General features: G+C 69.4%; 17 protein-coding genes. 5 read left to right on the forward strand and 12 right to left on the reverse strand.

Going from position 1 to position 22,063, the window contains the following annotated elements; translation table 11 throughout:
• Positions 1-45: 45 nt before the first annotated feature.
• The 8 genes from sigM to ACFSJG_RS09085 all read right to left on the reverse strand — a co-directional run bounded on the left by sigM (position 46) and on the right by ACFSJG_RS09085 (position 12,557).
• Complete coding sequence (gene sigM / locus ACFSJG_RS09050) at positions 46-642, reverse strand: RNA polymerase sigma factor SigM (RefSeq protein WP_378484863.1); 597 nt, start codon at positions 640-642, stop codon at positions 46-48.
• A 34-nt stretch (positions 643-676) separates the two neighbouring features.
• The gene (locus tag ACFSJG_RS09055; RefSeq protein WP_378484864.1) at positions 677-1,105 is read right to left on the reverse strand and encodes a very short patch repair endonuclease; all 429 of its coding nucleotides are present in this window, start codon (positions 1,103-1,105) and stop codon (positions 677-679) included.
• A 12-nt stretch (positions 1,106-1,117) separates the two neighbouring features.
• On the reverse strand, positions 1,118-2,284 hold the full coding sequence (locus tag ACFSJG_RS09060; protein WP_378484865.1) for a DNA cytosine methyltransferase: 1,167 nt from the start codon (positions 2,282-2,284) through the stop codon (positions 1,118-1,120).
• Positions 2,285-2,292: 8 nt separating this feature from the next.
• A complete protein-coding gene (locus tag ACFSJG_RS09065; RefSeq protein WP_378484866.1) occupies positions 2,293-3,954 on the reverse strand; it encodes a DUF2357 domain-containing protein in 1,662 nt (553 codons plus the stop codon).
• 2 nt (positions 3,955-3,956) lie between these two features.
• A complete protein-coding gene (locus ACFSJG_RS09070) occupies positions 3,957-5,384 on the reverse strand; it encodes an McrB family protein (RefSeq protein ID WP_378484867.1) in 1,428 nt (475 codons plus the stop codon).
• A gap of 74 nt (positions 5,385-5,458) precedes the next feature.
• A complete protein-coding gene (murJ, locus tag ACFSJG_RS09075; RefSeq protein ID WP_378484868.1) occupies positions 5,459-9,574 on the reverse strand; it encodes a murein biosynthesis integral membrane protein MurJ in 4,116 nt (1,371 codons plus the stop codon).
• The gene (locus tag ACFSJG_RS09080) at positions 9,571-11,925 is read right to left on the reverse strand and encodes a DUF6049 family protein (protein WP_378484869.1); all 2,355 of its coding nucleotides are present in this window, start codon (positions 11,923-11,925) and stop codon (positions 9,571-9,573) included. Before ACFSJG_RS09080 ends, murJ begins: the two co-directional genes overlap by 4 nt.
• Complete coding sequence (locus ACFSJG_RS09085) at positions 11,922-12,557, reverse strand: NUDIX hydrolase (RefSeq protein ID WP_378485264.1); 636 nt, start codon at positions 12,555-12,557, stop codon at positions 11,922-11,924. Before ACFSJG_RS09085 ends, ACFSJG_RS09080 begins: the two co-directional genes overlap by 4 nt.
• A 58-nt stretch (positions 12,558-12,615) precedes the next feature.
• Here ACFSJG_RS09085 and ACFSJG_RS09090 point away from each other — a divergent pair, with 58 nt between their 5' ends.
• Entirely contained in the window at positions 12,616-14,076 is a 1,461-nt protein-coding gene (locus ACFSJG_RS09090; RefSeq protein WP_378484870.1) for a CCA tRNA nucleotidyltransferase, read from the forward strand.
• A gap of 6 nt (positions 14,077-14,082) precedes the next feature.
• On the opposite strand, the gene ACFSJG_RS09095 is transcribed toward ACFSJG_RS09090, so the two are convergent.
• Positions 14,083-15,609 (reverse strand): DUF4185 domain-containing protein, encoded by a 1,527-nt coding sequence (locus tag ACFSJG_RS09095; protein WP_378484871.1) that lies wholly within the window; start codon positions 15,607-15,609, stop codon positions 14,083-14,085.
• A 144-nt stretch (positions 15,610-15,753) separates the two neighbouring features.
• Here ACFSJG_RS09095 and ACFSJG_RS09100 point away from each other — a divergent pair, with 144 nt between their 5' ends.
• The gene (locus ACFSJG_RS09100) at positions 15,754-16,305 is read left to right on the forward strand and encodes a hypothetical protein (RefSeq protein ID WP_378484872.1); all 552 of its coding nucleotides are present in this window, start codon (positions 15,754-15,756) and stop codon (positions 16,303-16,305) included.
• 22 nt (positions 16,306-16,327) lie between these two features.
• Here ACFSJG_RS09100 and ACFSJG_RS09105 read toward each other — a convergent pair whose 3' ends face one another.
• Both ACFSJG_RS09105 and ACFSJG_RS09110 read right to left on the reverse strand, forming a co-directional pair.
• Positions 16,328-17,581: an MFS transporter gene (locus ACFSJG_RS09105; RefSeq protein WP_378485265.1), complete on the reverse strand. Its 1,254-nt coding sequence runs from the start codon at positions 17,579-17,581 to the stop codon at positions 16,328-16,330.
• A gap of 49 nt (positions 17,582-17,630) precedes the next feature.
• Positions 17,631-18,599, reverse strand: a complete 969-nt coding sequence (locus ACFSJG_RS09110) for an NAD-dependent epimerase/dehydratase family protein (RefSeq protein ID WP_378484873.1) — start codon at positions 18,597-18,599, stop codon at positions 17,631-17,633.
• Between the two features lie 129 nt (positions 18,600-18,728).
• On the opposite strand from ACFSJG_RS09110, the gene ACFSJG_RS09115 reads away from it, so the two are divergent.
• The 3 genes from ACFSJG_RS09115 (at position 18,729) to ACFSJG_RS09125 (ending at position 21,006) form a co-directional block, all read left to right on the forward strand.
• Complete coding sequence (locus ACFSJG_RS09115; protein ID WP_378484874.1) at positions 18,729-19,451, forward strand: TetR/AcrR family transcriptional regulator; 723 nt, start codon at positions 18,729-18,731, stop codon at positions 19,449-19,451.
• A 73-nt stretch (positions 19,452-19,524) separates the two neighbouring features.
• Complete coding sequence (locus ACFSJG_RS09120) at positions 19,525-20,130, forward strand: YqgE/AlgH family protein (RefSeq protein WP_378484875.1); 606 nt, start codon at positions 19,525-19,527, stop codon at positions 20,128-20,130.
• 93 nt (positions 20,131-20,223) lie between these two features.
• Positions 20,224-21,006, forward strand: a complete 783-nt coding sequence (locus tag ACFSJG_RS09125) for a sigma-70 family RNA polymerase sigma factor (RefSeq protein WP_378484876.1) — start codon at positions 20,224-20,226, stop codon at positions 21,004-21,006.
• A 79-nt stretch (positions 21,007-21,085) separates the two neighbouring features.
• Here ACFSJG_RS09125 and ACFSJG_RS09130 read toward each other — a convergent pair whose 3' ends face one another.
• Complete coding sequence (locus ACFSJG_RS09130; protein WP_378484877.1) at positions 21,086-22,060, reverse strand: DUF1648 domain-containing protein; 975 nt, start codon at positions 22,058-22,060, stop codon at positions 21,086-21,088.
• Between the last annotated feature and the right edge of the window lie 3 nt (positions 22,061-22,063).

The raw sequence follows: 22,063 nt of genomic DNA on the forward strand, positions 1-22,063 counted from the left end.
GATCCGTGCGGTGCGTGGTTCACGTTCACACCCCGCGTCACAGATTTAGACGCCCTGCGCGGCGATTCCGTTCCGCTCGTGTTGTAGATATTTCAGGTGCTGCGCGAGTTTGTTACGCGCCCGCGAGCAGCGGCTCTTCACCGTGCCCTCCGGAACACCCAGCAACCCGGCCGCCTCGGCGACGGTGTACCCCTCGAGATCGACCGTCACGACGGCGGCACGCTGCTCCGGCGGCAGGATCGCGAGTGCCTCCTCCACCGTCAGTGCCGTCTCCCGTTCGGCCATCGCGTCGCGGGTGTCGGCGGGATCGGGACCGTCGTCGTCGAGGAGCGGCACCGTCGGTCGCGCCCGGTTCCGCCGGATCCGGTCGAGGCACGCATTGACCACGATCTTGTGGAGCCAGCTCCGCACCGCGGCGTCCTCACGGAAGTTCGCCGCCGTCCGATGCGCCGACAGCAGCGCCTCCTGCAGCGCGTCCTCGGCATCCTGCACGGTGTAACTCGTTCGCCGCGCCGTCTGCCACAGGTGGTCCTGGTGGCGCGACAGCAACTCGGCAAATGCACGCGGGTCCCCCGCCACGTGCGCCGCCAGGAGCTGAGCATCGGACATGTCAGCTGCGGCGACCCCCCTGTTGATTCGCACGCGCGATGTTAACCGACCACGGGGTTTCCAGTCATTACATGCATTCGCGGCCAGTCCCTGACCCGGCCGCAGCGAGCGCGCTCACGACTCTGGCCACCGCGTCGCCGACGTTCTCGTGCTCCCATACTCGAACCACGGTCCAACCCTCGTGGCGGAGGGCGGCATCGTTCGACCTGTCCCTGGCCACATTGCCCGCGAGTTTGGGGCTCCAGTAGTCGGTGTTCGTCGCGGGTCTCCTTCCGTGTCGAGGGCAGGAATGCCAGAAGCAACCGTCGACGAACACCGCGACCTTGGAACGTGTGAAGGCGATGTCGGGACGCGGGCACCCGGCGATCTCTGGTAGCCGCAGATCCTTGCGGAACCGCAGGCCCCGACGATGCAGGGCCGAGCGCAGCGCAATCTCCGGTAAAGTATCAGTCCGCCTGTTCGCCTGCATGGCCCGCCGCGTGTTCGCATCGGTCACCGACCCATCCTATTAGCCGTCTATGGCCTTTGCGATCTGCACTGCCAGCGCCGATGCCAGCACTGGGGGCACCGCCGACCCCACCATTTTCGCGACGTGAGGCTCGGACTTGGACAGGAAATCGAAGTCGTCCTCGAAGCTCTGCAGCCGGGCCGCCTCGCGCATGGTGATTCCGCGATCCTCGACCGGATGGCCGAAGCACCCGGAGCCGAGATAGTTGCAGCTCTTGGTGATCGTTTTCGCGGGCTGATCCCAGGAGAGCCGACCGTAGCTGTTGTAGTACGCGGACTTCGTCTGCAGGTGGGACGGAAGATCAGCCGAGATCATTCCGGGCCGCATGGCCCGCAAACGTGTCAACACCCGCTCCCCCGGAATCCGGCGAACATGGTTCATCGGCGTTGCCGTGTCGCTGCGCATGGACCATGCATACGCGGACTCGGTCGCCCGGTAGTGGTTCGTGCCGCGTCTCCCGAGCTCCCGCTCAGTTGCGTCGGGTAGGTCCGCGATCGCTTCGCGGACCGTGACAATCGGCATCAGCTGCTCGCCGTCTGCTGCCGGGCCGTGCGAGGCGCTCGGCCACTCGAACGGGTGGACGTCGTTTCGGGTCGCGACCACGAATGCGCGACGCCGCGCCTGTGGAACCCCGAAGTGGGACGCATTCAGGACCCTCCACGACGTGCGATATCCCGACCGCGCTAGCGTTCGTTCGATCTCGGCGACCGTCGCGCCGCCATGCGACGTGACCATCTGGGGTACGTTCTCGATCAGGATGGCCTTCGGGCGCATGACGAGGCCGAAGTCGAGGAAGTAGCGGAAGAGATCGTTACGCGGATCGGTACTGTCCAAGGGATTGCGAACGAACTGCTTGAGGCCGTCCTCGGTGACGATCTCGTGCCTGCGATTCTGGCTGAATCCCTCACACGGAGGCCCACCCGCGAGCAAGTCCAGTTCGCCCTCACGGTCGAGGCCCAGGGGTGCCAGCCTCGCCCCGAGATCCTCCGGCTCGAGTTCCCGTATGTCACCCGGGACGAGGATCGGGTTCGACCCGCTCTTCGCGTGGTTGTGGTGGAACGTCTCGAGCGCGGCGCCATCGATGTCGGTACCGAGTACGACATCGAACCTGCCGGTCCGTGCGAATCCGTGAGACAGTCCGCCGCACCCTGCGAACACATCAGCCATGCGGAACCTCATGCCGTCCCCTCCAAGCAAATCTCGTCTAGATAGTCACTGATCGTCTGCTCCATCAAGCCAGTCGCAGAGGGGAGCATCGGTATTCCACCAACACGTACCGACAACCAACTCCGGTAGAACTGATGCTGCAGGTAGCGCGAGGATTCCTTGCCCGGATACGCGATCAGCCCAGCATGGGACAGACGACGATGCGGGGGCAGCTTCGCCACGATCGCATCGCGGTACCTGTGTATCACGTTGATGTCATCCGCCAGCGGACCCTCGATCGCGTACCGACGCATGTACTCGGGGTCCCGGCCAAGCCGATACTTGGCGTCGATCAAGAGCAGCCGATCCCCGCCCCGAATCTCGATAACCGCATCGGGCCGTTGATTGGTGGTCGGCAATCCCGTGAACAGCCGATTGAACTGGCACGCGACCGTCATCCCGGATTCGTCGGTGAGGATAATCTCGGAGGCCTTCCCCGGCGTCAGCACGAGGTCGGCACCCGCACGCTGCACCGCCGGTTGCGCACGGCGGACGATGATCGGGAATCGAGCTTTGAGTATCTCGACTACTCGGAGGAAGACCCAGTACTCGTACAGGGTCGGGAGGTCCTTCAGCCCGACTGGCCGCGCTTGCTCGAGCGGCTGGAGCGCAAACCGAAGCGAATGAACGCAGCGGAAGGCGGCTTCGTACAGAGGGTCGCGCAGTCGCACCTGGAGATTGGGCAGATCCATCACGGTCGGGATGTGCCGGAGCCTTCGAAGCCATTGATCGACATCGAGGCACAGCGCGATGATCGGGTTGCGCAGATTCGGATCGAGCTTTGTGAACCATTTCGCTGCTGTGATGTTCAAGGCGGTCGCTCGCAAACGCTCGAGTTCCCACTTCAGGTGCCCGTTCACGGGACTCGACTCCGCATCGACAAGCGTCGACACCTGCACGGCCGCTGTCGGGCGCCCGGCTCCGTATGCGCGCTTGCTGACCGGTTTTGCCCTCCTCATTCGGTCCCGTGTGGTGACAGTCTGCTTCGGCTGAATCTGCCGACGGAGACCAGGTAACAGCCGATTCACAGTGGACCGGAGGTCGGTATGGGTCCGCTGGACCATCTGAAGCCATTCGACCTCGGAGGCTTGCGGACTGTCCTTTGTGGCGTCGAATCCTCCCGCGGCGGCACCTGCGGCCGACGCCGTCAACGATGGAGCAAGCGCTTCGAGCGCATTCCGAATCGCGGCGTAGTCATTGCGGTAGTCCAGTTTGGTTGGGAAGCACTCAAGAGTGACGGTCACCGAACCTACGGGGGTGTCCCACCGCCACATGACTTCGCCAACAGCGCCCCGATACCGAATCTGATAATGCTGAAAGCCACGTCTGCTGTATATCTCTCGGGCCGAGTCGGACCGGGGTTCGGTGGTTACCGTCGACGGAACAGGTCCGTCGAGGTACAGCGACACGACCGAGTTCTCACCCAGGATTGGGTGCGGCAGGTCGATGTGGGCGGCCGAGCGCTCGGAAGTGGCCTTCGAGGCACCCACGGAGAGCGAAGCCTCGGCTCCACCGACCGCAATCTCCATTCTGACGAAGGTCGCACCGTTGCTTCCGGGGGGCGGGGCGTCGCCGTGCCGAACCGCGGACAACGTGTAGTCACCCAATCCGATTTCGAGAAGCACGCCCATTCTCACCACGCGCTGAAATAGCCGAGCGAATTGAATTGATGGATCATTGCGAGTACTTTCTCGCAGCTTCGCGGGAACCTGGACAACCGGGCCTTTGCTTGCAGAGAGTCCGTGGACGCATCGTCCGGAACATCGATATCCAGCAGGACCGCCAGTGCGTGGCGAAGCGCTGCCCGGCTCGCCGGTGTCGAACCCTGCCACTTGGGGAGGACAATGCTCCGCAAGCCGATGTCGAGGATCGTGTCCGGGGATAGCACGTCTGTGAGGCCGTGCCGAGTGCCGAGTGCGAGCATCGTGACGAGTGCGTCGCGCTGCCTGTACCCGATTGGGCCGCCGAGGATTCCTCCCACTTCTCCGAGTGGTGACAGGAGCAGCGCTGCGGATTCGATCTCGTCGTTCGAGGCTCCGAGGGCCGTCAGGGAGTGCGGGCGATCGGCCAGTAGGCCGCGAATATGAGGGAGCGCTGGAGGCTCGGGGGCGTTGTTCGGCTCGAGCGGTGCCGGGCTCGCGAACAGATCGACGTGATGTAGGTCGAACACTGCACTCCGGTCGAGGACCTTCGGGCTCAACGCTCGGGTTGTCTCGTCGACGTTGACAGTGCCGATCATGAAAACGTTGTTGTGAATTCGGACCTGGGGCCGCGAAACTCCGAGTGGCGCTGGCGGCAATTGGATGACATCGGATTGGGGCCTTCCCAATTCGTCGAGCTGCCATGACTCGCCGCCGCTGAGAACTTCCGCCAGGTAGTACTCCGGCGACGCCAGGTTCATCTCATCGAGACGGACGAAATGGAGGCGGTCCGGATCGGACTGAGCGGATTGGAGCGCGTTGAGAATCACCCCGGGAACAAAGGTCTGGGAGACCTCGGAGAAGTAGCCGAGGCTGTCCTCGGACGATACCCAGTTCGGCTTGACCTGGATGTCGTGGAAGACGCCATCGAGTGCCTCGGCCACACGGCGCACCAGACTCGACTTTCCGGTGCCGGATGGCCCCGACAGGATCACCCAATTGCGGGACGCGGCAAGCAGTAGGAAGGTCGCGACCTCCTCGACACCGCACACGTAACCCGTCTTGTTCAGGTGGTCCTTGAGTGCGACGATCTCGCTGGCGAGCCCGGTCAGTGACCCCGCTGTGCCTAGGGCAGAGCCAGAAGTCGAGTCAGGATCTGAATTCGCGAGATGTGAACCGGGCCTGCGTAGGACGGGAACCAGGCTGCCCTTGCGCTCTGGAATGACGGACTTGACGCGGTCGACCTCCTCGACGATGCCGTCGCGCCTGGCCTTGCCGACCGCGGCTGGTATCGATCGGGGACCGATACCAGACGGAAGAAGGGGCCGAATGTCGTCACTGGTGAAAGATTCCCGCTCGGCTGCAAGCCTCCAGATGATGTCGACGACAACGTCGGTGCTCGTCTGCCTTGGTTCCGCCATGGTTGAAGATTACCGAGGATCTCAGCGGATCCTTTGAGCAGCACTCGTAGTCGTGTCGACTGTCACGTGCCTACTCAGCTGGTGGCGGTGAACTCGATCTCCTTCACGGCGGACTGATTTCCGCTGGTGTCGGTGCCGAGCTTGGTGATCCACACCAGGACCCGGCCGGTGCTGCCGTCCATCGTCACCGGGATCGTCGTGTCACCGCTCTTGAGCGTTCCGCGTCCGATGACCTGCGTCTGGTCGAGCGTGGGCCGGTCGCTCGGAGCGGACCGGATCTCCACCTCGGTCCCGACACTCGGGGAGGTGATGGTGACCTCGCTCAGCTGCGCCGGATCGTCGAGCGTGACGAGCAGGCCCACCCCGTTCTTGAAGCTGGGGAACTGGTCGAAGTACGCGTCAGTGGTCCATTCCGTCGCCGGGTCGCCGTCGACTGCCAGACCCGCCTGCGTCGGGTTGTCGGCCGAACCCTGCGGGGAGAAGACCGTCGCCTGCGACGCCGTCACCGCCACCGGTGCCGCGGACGCCGCGGAGGTCAGTGCCGCTGCCGCCCCCGTCGTCGGTGCGGCCACCTCGGACGTCAGACCGATGTTCTGCTCGTTGAGAGGCTCGTCGGAACTGTTGCCCGCGAACAGGTTCGCAAGCCACCAGCCGGCGAGCGCGAGGACGATGATCGTCAGCACGCCGAGCGTCACCAGCGCGATCATCATCCGGTTGCCGTTCGCCTTGCCCGGTTCCTCCTCTTCAGGGAGGGAGTGGCCGGTGGAGCCCGCCGGCCGCTGCCCGAGCCGGAGCGCGGGCATCATGTCGGTCTTCTGGTCCACCACCGAGGCCTGGTCGAGGACGTGCTGCACGGTCGCGGCGGTGCGGATGCCGCCGTCGCGCTCGAGCGCACGGACGGCGACCGCGGAGATCTCGAACGGTACCTCCGGCCGCAGCACCCGGGGCTCGACCGGGTTGCCGTCGCCGTCGCGGTCCGCCGGGCGCATCCCGCCGACCGTCGCGGGCTGGGAGTCCGGAGCAGCGACCACGCCGGAGCCGGGGGCCGGTGCGGGCTCGCCCAACGGCCAGCGGGCGGTGATGAGTGCGTAGAGCATCGCTCCCAGGCCGCGGACGTCCGACGGCGCGTCGGCGTCGGCGAGGGTGGCAGGGAAGGCGAGGACCGCGTGTCCGTCGACGGAGATGCGGACCCGGTCGGGATGGTCGATCGACAGAGCGCCGCCACCTCGATGCGCGGCTTCCGCGGCCGAGGCGAGGGCCCGGATCGCACGCGCCGCGCCGACCGGCGACGGGACGGTGTCGGCCATCTCGCGCAGCGAGCGACCCGGCGTCCACTCGGCGACGACGATGCCGCCGGAGCTACCGCGGACCACGTCGAGCACGCGGGCCAGGCCCGGAGAGTTGATGCGGCCCAGGCGCAGGGTGCGCGAGAGCACCGCCTGCGGCCCGGAGGCGTCGGAGTTGTCGAGTCCGGCGCGCTGTTCGGCGTCGACGAAGGTCAGGGCGACCTCGCGGTCGAGCTTGGTGTCGTGCGCCTGCCAGAACTTCAGGCCGCGGGCACCGCCGTGCGGTGCGAGCAGCCGGTAGCGGCCACCGGCCACCGAGGCACCGGCGATCAGCTGCGGTCCACGCGGACCGCTGCGCCGGGCGCCGCTGTCGCCGCCGACGCGCATGGGCGGAAGCTGCGGCGAACCGATCGGGATGACGCCGGTGTCGACGGTGAGATCGCGTTCGGGGCGGACGCGCTTCTCGGCGGGTCGGCCGGATGCCGTGGCACGGGCGGAATCCGCGCGTGCGGAACTGTCGGCTGCGGGGGTGCCCGACGACGCGGAGGATGTGGGTGTGGCCGCCTCCACCGTGGAACTGCCGGTCTGGCCGCCGGCAACGTCTTCGTCGCTCACCCTCGCTCCTTCGTGCAGCTCGCTGGAATTGTCCGTGTTCGGCGCCCCGGCGCGCCGGGCACCAGGGTACGGGAGTTGATCCGCACCGCCGCGTTGTCCCAGAGGACGTCCGATGACGGGAAGCAGTTCGGTGTCCGCCTCGTACATCGCAACGGTGGCGGCGGGCACCGCGGACGACTCGGCCGGAGCCCTGCCGAGCACCCGCCGAACCAGCCGCGTGACCGCGACCGTGCCCGCCACGACCTCGGGCACTCCGGCGAATCGCAGGAGCGCGAAGGTGACGCCGAGCATGATCACCGCGCAGATCCCCACCTGCACGAACGCGCCGGGTCCGCCGAAGCGCTCGCCGAGAGTGTCCACGGCGAGGAGCCGTTCCGCGGCGAGCATCGCGACCCCGCCCGCCAGCGACGCCACCAGCACCAGGGCGACCGTCTTTCCGACGTTCGCCATGCGTAGGGAACCGAGGCTGCGGCGCAGCAGCACCGCGCCGATCACGGCGCCCGCGGTGAAACCCAATCCGTTCGCGACGCCGAGCAGGCTCACGACCTGCTGGTCGTCGGACGCGACGACCGGTGCGAGAAGCGAGAGCGCGATCTTGACGGTCGTGATGCCGAGAATGATCCACGTAGGGGTCCACGCCTGTTCGCGGGCGTAGAAGACCCGCAGGTGGATCAGGACGAGCGCGTACGGGATCAGGGTGAACGCGGACCAGCTGACGGCGTGCCCGAGGCGCTCGGCGTCGGCGCTGCCGAAGTTGCCGTAGCCGAACAGCGCCTGCCCCACCTGCGGGCCGGCGAACGTGAGGAAGGCGACGACCGGGATCAGCGAGACCATCGTCAGACGGGTCGCGACGGACAGGTCGTCCACGACGGCCGGGGTGTCCTCGTCGGCGGCGTTGCGGCTCAGCCGCGGCATGATCGCCGTGAGCACCGTGACGCCGAGAATGCCGTACGGCAGCTGCAGCAGCAGCCACGCCTGCTGGTAGATGACCGGTCCCGCGGCGTCCGCATCCGCTGCGACGCGGGTGCCGATCGCGAATCCGATCTGGCTGATCGCCACGTAGAGGACGATCGCGAGACCCATCCCGGCGAACATCTTCAGCCGGTTGTCGAGGCCCCACAGCGGTCGCAGGTTGATGCCCTGGCGACGGATCGCGGGCAGCAGGGTCACGACCTGCACGACGACGCCGAGGGTGAAACCGCAGCCGAGGACGAGGAGACGGGTGGTGGTGACCTCGTCGCCACCGGGCAGCAGCCAGTAGATGCCGAGCACGACGAGCACGGTGACGTTGTTCAGGACCGGTGCCCACGCACCGGGTTTGAACACCTGCCGGGTGTTCAGCACCGCGGTGAGCAGCGCGGACAGGCCGTAGAACAGGATCGCCGGCAGCAGCAGGTACGCGAAGTTGGTGGCCAACCGGTCGTCGACGAGGCCGTCCTCGGGCAGGAACAGTCGCGTCAGCAGCGGCGCCGCGAGCACCGCGGCGACGGACACCGTGCCGAGGGTGGCGACGGACAGCGTGAACAGGCGCCGGACGAACGCCTCGCCGTGATCGTCGTCCTCCTTTTCGGCCCGGACGAGGACCGGCACGACGATCGCGGTCAGAACCGCGCCGAGCACCAGCTCGGAGATCATGTTCGGCATCGTGCTGGCGACGCTGAACGAGCTCGCCGCGGCCGCACCGAGGGCGGTGAGCAGCAGCACCTGCTTGAGGAAGCCGGTGATCCGGCTGGCCAGGGTCGCGATGGCGATGGACCCGGTCGAGGCGATGAGCCTCGAGTTGGAGTTGGCGTCGTCGTCGGAGTCGTCGTCGACGGTCGCCTGGGGAGCGGTGGACGGATTCGCGGGCTTCGGGACCGGTGGTGCGTGCCGTTGTGGTGCCGTGAGCGGCCGCTCGGCACCCGGCTGTCGGGGCGCGTGCGGCTGGGACGCGGTCGGCGGGGGTACCGGGCCCTGCCCGACCTGTCGCGCCGGGTGCTGTGCACCGGGTTGTGGAGGCCGGGGCTCGGTCGGTTGGGGTGCGGGCCGCGGTGGGTACGGACGCGGCGGCATTCCGCTCTGCGGTCCGGCGGGCCGCGGGGGGTACGGGCGTTGGGGGCGTTGCGGCGGATAGGCAGGCTGCTGCGGCGGTCCCGGTCGCGACGCAGGTCGCGCGGGCGGTTCCTGGCTCTGCCGTGCGGGCGGCTCCTGGCGCTGCCGGGGGTCGTTCGGGTTGCGTTCCCACGGCGCGACGCCCGTCCGGTCGGGCGGCGGCGGGCTGCCGCCCGGTCCTCGCGTGCTGCCCGTCATCGGTCCTCGTATCCTTCGTCCGCTGGGTCCGGCTGACCCCGGAACCGGTGCCAGAGTCGCCGACCCGCCAGCAGCAACAGTAGTGCGCCCGCGCCGCCGGTGATGATCGCCAGCAGCTTGCCGTACGAGTTCGAGCGCACCGACACCGAGGTGGGATCGCCCAGTTCACGACCGTTCGCGGTGGTCAGTGCGACATCGACGACCATCTTGCCGGTTTCGGTGACTTTCGCGGGGACCTGGAGGGCGCGGCTGCCGCGCGGCGGCAGCTGCTGATCCCCGATGTCGGTGATCGTCATGCCGGGCGGTGCCGACAGCCGCAGCTGCACGGTGATCCCGATCGGGAGGTCGTTGCGTGCCACGAACAGCAGTGGGCTCTGCTCGGAGGCGAGGGTGTAGGCGCCGCCCGGAGCGAGGACGGTCACCGAGGCGTACACGCGGTCCAGTGCGTCCCGGACCTCGGCGACACGCTGTTCGGCGGCGAAGGTGGAGTCCGCCAGGTCGGCGAGCCGACGGTCGGAGGTCGTCATCGCCCGCAGCAGGTCCTCCTCGAGCGGGGCGGTGTAGCCGTCCGGGGTGAGCAGCGACTGCGGGTCGTACACCAGTGTCTCGGTCAGGGCGTCGACCTCCGGTGCGATCGCGACCACCCCGTCCACGACTGCGGCGGGCGCGCCGTCCACGACGCCCTGGTCGGGGTAGCGCAGCTCCAGCGGTGTCGGGGACGCCGGCCGGTCCACGAGTTCCGCGAGGGGCTCGGGCGTCGCCAGGCCCGACCCGAGCATCGTCGACGCAGTCGACAGGATCGCGGCGGCCTCGTCGCCGTCGGCGGACCAGTCCTGCGGGGGAACCAGCAGCACCGATCGAGGGTCGGCGTCGGCCATGCGTGCGGCGGTGCTGCGCGTCGTCAGCGCCGTCCACGTCATCGCGCCGAGCGCGTCCTGCAGACGTGCCGCGCGGGAGTCCCCGGTCAGGTCGTAGCGCGCGCCGTCGGGAGTGAACGTCGGCGTCTGCGGGCTCGGCCCGACCGCGGCGAAGGCGGTCGCGGCGGAGCTGTCGAACAGCGTCGCATAGAGCGGCCCGCCGTTGTTGCCGCCGGCGATCGGAACCCGTACGGCGGTGCCGGCGTCCGCGACGGCGTTCTCCGCCAGCAGTGTCGTCGGACCGAGCCCGGTGAGCGTCGCCGCCGCACCGGGTTCGAGGACACCGGAGTCCGGCCAGGTCAGACCTCGCAGCGAGGTGACGCCGAGGACGGTGTCGACGATGTCGGCGGGCGCGGTGAGGGCGCGCGCCGTCAGGGTGGCGTCCCCGACCCGGTTCAGGGCCGTCAGATCTGTCTGCGCGAACGGCACGGCGGTGACGCACATGTCGGCTGCCAGTTGCCGCACCCGGTCGAGCCACTCGGTGGCGGCGGCCTGGCCGGTGCCGTCGCGGGACGGTCCGGTCGGATCGCCCGGATCGTCGACGACGAGATAGCCGCGTGTCATGTTCGCGACGGTCACGAGGAGGTCGGGGTCGACGGCCAGGCACATCGATTCGGCGAGGGTTCTGCCGCGGTCCAGGTCGTCGTCGGTGGCGAACTCGGCGGCGGCGACGAGCTGTTCGAGCCGACCTCCCGCGGCCAACGACGTGGCGAGTTCGTCGTCGACGAGCCGGACCTTGTCGTCGACGGACCCGGGGATCCCGGAGGCGAGTCGTGGGCGGTCCGCGAGCGGCCACATGAGCGTGATCGAGACCGGGTCGGACGTGGACGGCGGAACCGCGGGCGCGTTCGGGTCGGTCGGGTCGGCGGGCACCCCGAGGACCGGCAGCAGGAAGCGGGCGTCGTCCAGCCGTGCGGCGCCGCCGTACTCGGGTGTGCCGTTGACGTTCACGAGCAGCGGGTACACACCGGGCTCGTCGATGTCGAGGGACGCGCCGTCGGTGGACCGCAGGGGCAGCGCCACCGTGAAGCGTGCCGACTGTCCCATCGTGAGTTCGTCGTGGACCTGGGCGAACGGACCGACGACGTCGAACTGGTCCTGGCTGGCGTCGAGGACGGTGCGCAGCTCCTCCGACGAGTCGACGGCGGGGGCGCGTTGCAGCCGGATCTGGACGTCGGTGACGGTGCGGTCGCCGACGTTCGTGACGGTCCCGGTCACGGTGACGGTCGGCGAGCTGGACGTCGTGACGGTCGTCGGGGTGACGGTGTCGACGGACAGTTCCAGGAACTGCCGGGACTGCCCGTCGCGTTGTGCGGACAGGGTGTCACCGGCAGCCTCGCGCGGTGCGGCGACGGCGAGCGTCGGCAGAGCGAGGGGTGCGGCCAGGGTGAACACGGTGAGGGTGGTCGCGGCCAGGCGACGGAGGTTGATCATCCGTTCTCGCGGGCCCCGCTGTGCGTGTCCGGGTCGGCGCCCGCGGTCCCGATCTCCTGGCCGGACGCGATGCGGTCGAGCAGCTCACCCGCGACCTCGGCGAGGCGCCGCTCGTCGGCGTAGGCGAGACGTGAGCCGAGTTCGGTGAGCGGAACCCACGCGACCTCGGTCACCTCGACGTCCTCGTCGGAGAGTTCGCCGCCCTGGAACCGCAACAGGTAGTGGTGGACGGTCTTGTGGATACGCCGGCCCTCGGTGACGAACCAGTAGTCGATGCTGCCGAGGGAGGCGAGTACGGACCCACGGATGCCGGTCTCCTCTGCGACCTCACGGATCGCGGTCTGTTCGGCGGTTTCGCCTTGCTCGATGTGGCCCTTGGGCAGCGACCACAGGAGCCGCCCGCGCCGGTCGGTGCGCCCGATCAGCGCCGCGCACTGCAGTTCACGCGGACCGTCGAGCCCGTCGACGACGAGACCACCTGCCGACGTCTCCCGCACGGTGCGCATGCGCTGGTTCGCGCGTTCGCCGTGCCCACCACGGCGCCGCGGGTTGCGGCGGCTGCGGTTGGCGCGTTCGGCTGGAGACACCCAATCGATACTAGTTGTCTCCTTGCGGCGCCCGTCGAATCCCACTCCGGTGGCCGGTCGGCGCGCGGGAGTGCCCGCATCCAAGTCGGTAAGCTGCACAGTCGTGGTTTCCCCTACTCCCGACGAGGACCGTCGCGCGCGGCTGCTCGCGTCCGCCTCCGTGACACTGCGTGGACTCTCGGACGTCCTGACTCCGCTGGGTGAGCGGTTCGCCGCTGCCGGGCACGAGTTGTACCTGGTCGGTGGCAGTGTGCGGGACGCGGTGCTGGGTCGGCTGGGCACCGACCTCGACTTCACCACCGATGCCCGCCCGGAGCAGGTGCAGGCGCTCCTCAAGGGCTGGGCGGACAACCAGTGGGACACCGGGATCGCGTTCGGGACGATCAGCGCCGCCAAGGACGAGCAGCAGATCGAGATCACCACGTTCCGCACCGACGCCTACGACGGTGTCACCCGCAATCCCGAGGTGCAGTACGGCACGAGCCTCGACGAGGACCTGGTGCGGCGGGACTTCACCGTCAACGCGATGGCGGTGCGCATCGGCCCGGGCGGTGAGCAGGAGTTCGTCGATCCGCTCGGCGGGATGGACGCATTGCTCGCCGGTGTCCTCGACACGCCGGCTGCGCCCGAGATCTCGTTCAACGACGACCCGCTGCGGATGCTCCGCGCAGCCCGGTTCGTGTCGCAGCTCGGGTTCACGTTGGCGCCGCGGGTGCGCGAGGCGATCGTCGCGATGGCGGACCAGATCGACCGGATCACCGCGGAGCGGGTGCACACGGAGCTGGACAAGCTGATTCTCGGCGAGTACCCGAGCGAGGGCATCGACGTCATGTGCGAGACGGGTCTCGCGGACCGGGTGCTGCCGGAGATCCCGGCGATGCGGCTCGAGATCGACGAGCACCACCAGCACAAGGACGTCTACGAGCATTCGCTGACGGTGCTGAGGCAGGCGATCGACCTCGAGGAGGGCGATCCGGATCTGGTGCTGCGCTGGGCAGCGATCCTGCACGACATCGGCAAGCCGGACACCAAGCGCAACGAGCCCGGTGGCGGGGTCAGCTTCCACCATCACGAGGTGGTCGGCGCGAAGATGGTCCGCAAGCGGATGCGGGCGCTGAAGTACTCGAAGCAGATGATCGAGGACGTCTCTCGGCTCGTGTTCCTGCACCTGCGCTTCCACGGGTACGGCGACGGCGCGTGGACCGACTCGGCGGTGCGCCGCTACGTCACCGACGCCGACGAACTGCTGCCCCGGCTGCACAAGCTGGTCCGTGCCGACTGCACGACCCGCAACAAGCGGCGGGCCGCGCGGCTGCGCGCCACCTACGACGACCTGGAGTCGCGGATCGCCCGCATCGCCGAGCAGGAGGACCTGGCGCGGGTGCGTCCGGATCTCGACGGCAACGCGATCATGCAGCTCCTCGGGATCCCCGCCGGTCCGGACGTCGGACGGGCGTGGACCTTCCTGAAGGAACTGCGCCTCGACCGCGGTCCGCTGCCGCGCGAGGAGGCGGAGGCGGCGTTGCTCGAGTGGTGGAACTCGGGCGCCGGCACCGGAAACTGAGCGGCGTCAGCGCAGCGTCGTGTGCATGAGATAGACGTTGTAGCTGTCCCATTCGGACATCGTGAAGTACAGGTCGTTCTCGGTGGACCAGGGGTGGATGAAGCCGCCGTACATGGCCGGGTAGTCGCTGGACCGCACCAGCGGCGCGCCCTTCGTCCACTCGCCCTGCGGGCTCGACGCGTACCGCAGCACGATCGCACCCGCGACGATGTCGAGGTAGCTCATCTGCCACAGCCCGCTGGTCGCGTCGTAGCGGACGGACAGTTCGGCTGCGGTGTCGTACAGGATCGGGGTCGGCCACTTCTCCCCCACCGGAGTCCATTCGCCGTCCACCCAGTACTGGTACGCGGTCTTGTTGAGCACCTGGTCCTTCGGGACGCGGGCAACGGCGACGGTGCCGAGCCGTCCGTTGGGGGTGCCGAACATGTAGACGTGGTCCCCGGCGGGAACCATGCTCGCGACCTGGAAGTTGTTGAGGCCGAACAGGTTTTCCCACAACGCGTGTGGGTCCTTGGTCCAGGTCTGGCCGTCGTCGTCGGAGTATGCGATGCCGCCGTGGTTCGTGTACCAGAGGCCGGGGACGACGCTCCAGCGCCGCACGGACATGTAGCTCATGTACTGCCGGTCACCGAGTGCGAACCCGGACGTCGGGATCGTGGTCGTCTCCCAGTTCTTGATCTTGCGGCTGCTGAGGAGTTCGGCGGCGTGGCAGCGACTGTCCTGGACCATCGAGTCGATGGTGAGTCCGTCGGACAGGTCGCGATCGGCGCTGTACCCCAAGACATTCGACCGCCAGTCCTCCCCGTTGGCGCCCGGCGGCGTCCAGTCGGAGCCGAAGGTGTCGCCGAACGCGATCGCCACCTGTCCGGGTTTCGTCTCCCACGTGATGCCGAGGTCGGTGCCGTTCACCTGCCAGCGCTTGTCGGTGCGGTTGATCGACCCCGGACCGGTCAGCTGGGCCACGAGGCGTGTGGTGCCCACGTCCGGAGTGCTCGGCGCAGCCGCCTGCGGCGCGGACTCGACGGGTGGTGACACCGGCGCGGGCGCCGGGGGAACCTCTTGTGGCGGACCGGGAATCGGGATCGGGATCGGTTCGATGTCAGGGGTGATGGAGAACCGTGGCACCGAGGAGCCGTTCGAGCCGAGCGACGAGCCGAAGGACGAACCGGACGACGAGGGCCCGGACGACTCCGAGCCGGACGAGCCGTCTCCGTCCGGAGGTTCGGGAGCCGGGTCGGTGAGGTCCGGGCAGGGGTCGGCGCAGGGGTCGGAGGGCAGTGGTTCCTGCGGCACGCGGGTCTGGTCGGGTGCGGGATCGGGTAGCGGCACCGTGACGATCTGTGGCCACGGATAGCGGATGTCGATGTTCCCCGGTAGGGCGGGCCCGGCGCCGGCGGCAGAGGACGGGTCGAAGCCCGTTTCGCCACACGCGTTCACGGGGTCGCTCGGTGCGGCGGTGGCGGACGGGGCGATGGCGAACGACGTGACGGCCAGCAGGAGCGTGCACAGCGGTGCGCCGATCCTGCGGTGCATGCTGTCCCCCATCTCCGTGCGGCCGACGCCGATGCCGGTCCCCGAAATCTAGCAGTGCTGCGCCGACCTTTCTCGGAACGTCGACCGGTCGAACGACCCTCGACCGGTGGGAACCGGAACGGCCCGGCGTGCGTCCAAGCCCGTATGGACCTGGTGGAGTATGTGTTCGGAACCGGGGACGGCGACCCGTCGGTGTGGTTCACGCCTGCCGACTTCGACCTGGGCGCGCCGGGTGGCCTGGATGCGGTGGCGCTGGACTTCGATGGCGACGGCTGGCGCGACGACGCCCTGTGGGACGGTGACGGCGACGGTCGCGCCGAGATGTCGGTGCTCGACGTCGATTCCGCGGACGCCCGCTGGTTCACCGACCCGGAGGGTCGGGGCACGTGGGCGGTCGAGGTACCTGGGCCGTTCGCGGAAGCGGCGACGGCCCCCGAGGTGATCCCACCCGAACCGCGGGCCGCTCCGGCACCATCCGAGACCGTCGACTTCTCCGGTGACGGCACCGCCGACGACACCGCCGTGGATCTCGACGGTGACGGTGCACCGGACGTGGTGGTGGTCCGGCGGGGCGCCGTCGCCGAACTCCTCGTCGACAGCGACGAGAACGGAACGATGGACGTGCGACTCGTCGACACGGACGGCGACGGGCGGGTCGATTCGGTGGCGGACTCGGTTGTGGACCGGCCGTGGTGACGTGCTCGTCACCCCATGGTGTTCACCGTCGGGTGTTCGCCGCGACCGCGATCAGGCCGACGGCGTAGGCGCCGGCACCGGCGAACACGAGGCCGGGACTGTGGCCGTCGGGTGCGACCACGGTCGCGGCGGCGGCGATCGCGGCCAGGAACGCGATGTTGAAGACGGCGTCCTGGAGCGCGAACACCTGTCCGCGTCGCGCGTCGTCGATGTCGATCTGCATGGCTGCGTCGCCGGTGAGCTTGACGGTCTGGCCGGCGAGCCCGAGCAGGAAGGCACCGACGAGCAGGGAGCCCTGGGTGAGCGCCGCGATGAACGTGGCCTGGACGAGCAACGCCACACCGAGGCCGAGGAGGACGGTGCGGGTGCGGCCCAGGCGCGGGATGAGCAGTGGTGTGGCGACGGCGGCGAGCAGCATTCCCGCGGCGGTCGCGCCGACGGCGACACCGAATCCGGCGAGCCCTCCGGGCAGTCCGTCACCGGTGTGCGGGTCCCGTAGCAGCAGCACCATCACGAGGGTGTCGATGCCGAAGACGATGCGGTGCACACCGATTCCGATCATCGCCGTGGTGACGCCCGGGGCCTGCCACACCGCGACTGCGCCGGTGCGGAGGCCGGCCGCGACTGCTCGAACGGCGGCGGACCCGGTGGGTCCGCCGGTGGTGTCGCCCGGGCCGAGTCGGTGCGGGGCGAAGCCTGCGGCGGCCGCCGCCCCGACGACGGACGCAACGGACGCGACCGCGACGGTGATTCCCGAGCTGCGGTCGCCGGCGCCGAGGACGGCGATGAGGGTGACGGCAGCGCCCGCCCCTGCCGCGGAGATTCCCGACCCGACCGTGGCGAGCACGGAATTCGTTGACACCAACCATGATTCGCGTACCACGTGCGGAAGCGAGGCGGACACCCCGGCGAGGACGAACCGGCTGACGCCGACGGCGGTCAGGGCGAGGATCAGGACGGGGGCGTTGGGGGCGCCGCCGATCAGGCAGGCGGCTGCCGCGAGCAGCAGGCTGCCGCGCAACAGGTTCGCCCACATCAGGACGGCGCGGCGGTCCCAGCGGTCGAGCAGGGCGCCGGCGAAGGGGCCGATCACCGAATAGGGCAGCAGCAGGACCGCGAAGCCCGCGGCTATGGCGAGTGGGTCGGTGTGCCGTTCGGGGTTGAAGAGGATCGCACCCCCGAGCGCGGCCTGGAACATGCCGTCGCCGAACTGGCTGGCGAACCGGACGGTGACGAGCCGTCCGAGGCCGGGTGTCGCGCGGATCGCGGCGCGCAGTCGGTCGAGGACACCGCCCGGGTCGTCCGGTCCGGTGTCGCCCGGCGCGTCATCGCTGCCCACCGCCGGACCCTACCGCGGTGCGGGTGGCGTTCCGGTCGCGCCACCAGGCGACGGAAGCGGCCGCGGCCTCGGGCAGGGGTGTCGGCGTGAGGTCCAGCAGGTGCTCGCTGCGAGTGGAGTCGAGGACGAAGGGGCGCTCGAACTGGTACAGCATCTCGGCCAGCTCCCTGGTCGGGCCGTGCACGGTCGCGAGCGCGCGCAGTGACCAAACCGGTAGCGTCCCCACCTTCGGATCGGTGATGCCCGCGGCGTCGGCGTGCGCCTGCACGAGCTGCCTCTGGGTAGGTGCCGGCCCGGTCGGCGCGTGCAGCACCGAGTTCCACACCGCCGGCCGGTCGGCGGCGGCGATCATCGCCGCGGCCAGATCGGGGACGTAGGTGAACGAGTGCGGCTGGTCGAGCGAGCCCATCACCCGGATCCGGCGGCCGGCGAGCAGGGTCGCGACCAGTCGTTCCCCGCCGTGTGCGGTGATCACCTGCGGTCCGAAGAAGTCCGATGCGGCGACGCTGACGGTGGGCGTGGCGGAGCGTTCGCGGGCCCGCAGGAGGTCTGCGCGGACCCCGAGCTTGCCCGTGGTCGCGGTCCGCGGGGTCGCCTCGGTGATGGGGCCGTCCACGGGGCCGTACGAGTACAGGCTCTCGGGGAAGACGACGACCGCTCCCGCTCGGCCGGCGGCGTCCAGGACCGCGGCCTCGGTGGCGGGCAGCTCGCGTCGCCACGCGGCCGCGGAGTAGGCGGAGCCGTGGGTGCAGTGGAACACCGCCGCGGCCCCGTCGAGGTGCGGGTCGAGTGCACACGGCGTGGAGACGTCGACGCGGCGGCGTTCGATCGCGGGGTGCTCGGGTCCGGAACCGGAGCGGGTGAGCAGGCGGACGCGGTCGCCGCGGTCGGCGAGCTGGGTCGCGACGGTCCATCCGACGGGACCGGCGCCCGTGACGACGTAGTGGTTCGACATGGGGTTCTCCTTCTCCAAATAAGTTCGAGAGCAGTGCTCTCATTTCGAGAATGGACCCCGCGTCCGCGTCTGTCAAGAGCAGTGCTCTCTAAAGTTGACAGTGCTCGCGGGACGGGCGAGGCTGGGCGGGTGACCGGAACCCCGCGCCAGCGAGCGCGCGAGCAGACCATCGCCGACATCACCCGAATCGGCCGCGAGCACCTCGGGCGCGACGGCGCCGCGGCGTTGTCGCTGCGCGCGGTTGCGCGCGACCTCGGAGTCGTGTCCTCCGCGGTGTACCGGTACGTCGCCAGCCGTGACGACCTGCTCACGCTGCTGGTCGTCGAGTGCTACACCGAGCTCGGCGACGCGGTCGACGAGGCGATCGCGGCCGTCGACGGCGTGGGCACCGCGGGCGGCGCGGACCCGGTCGCCAGGTTCCGCGCCCTGGGGCATGCGGTACGTGACTGGGCGCTGCGGGAACCGGCCGGCTACACCCTGTTGTTCGGCAGCCCGGTGCCCGGCTATCACGCGCCTGCGGAGCGGACCACCGGACCCGGCACCCGCGTCGTCGTCGCGCTCGTCGGCATCGTCGAGGCGGCCCACCGAGCCGGGCGACTACGGGTGACGACGGCGTCGCTCACGGCGGGTGATCCGGAGACACCGCTCCACGCGGACGTGGCACGTATCCGGGAGGAACTGGACCTCACGCTCCCCGACGAGGCGGTGATGCGCGGAGTTCTGGTGTGGGCGTCGCTGTTCGGGGCTGTCGGATTCGAGGTCTTCGATCAGTACGGTGCCGGCACCTTCGCCGACCCGCGGGCCCTGTTCGACCACCACCTCACCGTGCTGGCGGAGACACTCGGGCTGTGACCATGCGTCCCGCCGCGCCCGTGTCGGTCCCGCGGAAAGCACGCACCGGCAACCACGGTGCAATGATTGTCCGGTGGAACCCGCTGACGAACCCGACGACCGGACGGCCTCGACGGAACGGGCAGTGCGGCCGGGCAGTCTGCTGGTCTCGGCCACCGCGATGACGGACCCGTCGTTCCGGCGCACGGTCGTCTACGTCATCGAGCACAACGACGGTGGGAGTCTCGGGGTCGTCCTGAACCGGGCCAGCGAGACCGCGGTTCACACGGTGCTACCGCAGTGGGCACCGCTGTGTGCCCGCCCGCAGGCACTGTTCATCGGCGGCCCGGTGAAGCTCGACTCGGCCCTGTGCCTCGCGACGGTCCGGACCGGTGCCCGCATCGACGGTGTCCCCGGGCTGCGTCGCGTCGACGGTCGCGTGGTGATGGTCGACCTCGACTGCGACCCTGAGCAGGTGGGTCCGCACCTCGAGGGGGTCCGGGTGTTCGCCGGGTACTCGGGGTGGACGATGGGCCAGCTCGACGGCGAGTTGCAGCGCGACGACTGGATCGTGCTCTCGGCGCTGCCGTCGGACGTGATCGGTCCGCCGCGCGCCGACCTGTGGGCGCAGGTCCTTCGCCGCCAGCCGCTGCCGCTGGCTCTGCTCGCGTCGCATCCGCTGGACGTCGAGCGCAACTGACCTGCGTTTACGGCAGATGCGTGCCGATCCGACACCGTCCCGATAACGTGGGCTGCGGGGAGGTCTCGAATGCCACAGGATCGAGCGGAACGCATGCGCGTTCTGTACGAGCAGCACGCCGCCGAGCTGTGGCGATACGCGATGCAGTTGACCGGGGACCGGGTACGGGCCGAATCGGTGGTCGAGGGGACGCTGACGAGGGCCGTCGAGCGGCCCAGGTTGCTGGAACAGAGCGAAGGCGCGGTGCGGGCGAAGCTGTTCGGTACCGCGCGGGATCTCGCCGGACGCGGAGCCGAGCACGACGCCGAGAACGGCACTGACGGCGAGATTCCGCTGTCGGTCCCATTGCGTGACGACGCCGCGGGCGATCCACCGCCGACCCTGCTGCCCCGTCTCCTCGACCGCACCGACACCCGACGTCGCCGGATCCGCACCGCGCTCGCCGTGGTCGTCGTCGCGGCTGCTGCGGCACTCGTTGCGTTCGCGATCACTCTCATTCCGGTGACGCCCGCGGGGCCGTCGCCGGACATGCCGCAGGGGCCGTCGGCACCGGTGACGGACCAGCCGATGCAGCCGGTCGTGCAGTACCCGATCACCGGTGAGGTGTCGGTGGTCGACGAGGGTGGCAGCGCCCGGATCGACGTCGTCGCCCACTACCAGCCGCCGCCTGGTGGCGGTTACGGGACCGAGCAGGCGACCTATGCGCTGGTCGTCACGGATCACACGGGCACCCCCAGCACCGTTGCCAGCTGGACGGCCGCGGCCGGTGAGACGGTCACACCGTCCGGGTCGACGGACCTCCCGATGCTCTGGGTGGAGCGGGTCGACATCCGCTCGGTGACCACCGACCAGGTGCTGCTGACCGCCACGTTCTGAGTCGCCGACTCCCAGCAGTGGGCGCACTGTCACATCGTGCGCAGTGGACGCGCACGATGTGACATTCGGACCGTCCGGCTCAGGCGCGGTGAAGCGGGCGGGACGCGTCGGCGAGGGCGTTGAGCGCACCGGCCATCTCGGTGGCGCGGTCGGTCGTGATCGTGAGGCGCTGCCCGTTCGCGGCCTCGAACACCAGCGCCGGACCGGTCTCGGTGACGACACCGTAGTTGCCGCGACCGTTGACCCGCAGACCCCAGCCGCCCCAGTCCTTGAAGGGCGCCACCTCGGTTACCGATGCGCCGGCGAGTTCGTCGACGCCGTAGCCGATCGCACACATCCCCATGTTGTAGACCCGCAGCCCGGACTCGTCGAGGACCACGCGGAACCGCAGCAGTCCGACGACGAGCACGCAGACCGGGAGGAACACCGCGAGCAGCCACCAGGACCCGGCGAGGCGGCACACCCCGACGGTGACCACCGCCGCGATCCCGAGCAGGACCGCGGTGGTGCCGGTGCCGAGACCGGCGTTCGTGACGATCGGCAGGTCGATCGGCCCCCTGGGCAGTTTCGCGGCGGGACGTTCGTCGGCGGCACGGCGTTCGCGGTGGTCGCGCAGCAGGGACGCGCCGAGCACTCCCACCGCACCGCCGACGAGGACACCCACCGCGATCGGCGTCGTCGACATGTCGGCGTCTGCGGGGGCTGCGAGGTCGAGGTGCGCGGACATCAGTCCGAACCACAGGGCCAGCATGAGCCCGGTGACGGACGAGCCGACGATCAGCATGGTGCGCCGCATCACCAGCAGGGCCTGCGCCAGCGCGGCGACGGCGCTGCATCCTCCGCCGACGAGGACGATGACCAGCACGAACGTCCATGCGGTCGACGAGGTGGAGGCGAAACCGTCGGCGATTCCACCACTGAAGTGCGTGGCGAGGGTGTCGGGCAGGCGCGACGACCAGAGCTGCCCGGTGACGAGCACGGCGACGGCAGCCAGAACCGGTACGAGCAGGCCGAACACGACGCCGGCGGGGTCGAACGTCCGCGATTCGCTCATGGC

It is taken from the genome of Rhodococcus gannanensis, assembly GCF_042681175.1.
Lineage (GTDB): Bacteria > Actinomycetota > Actinomycetes > Mycobacteriales > Mycobacteriaceae > Rhodococcus_G > Rhodococcus_G gannanensis.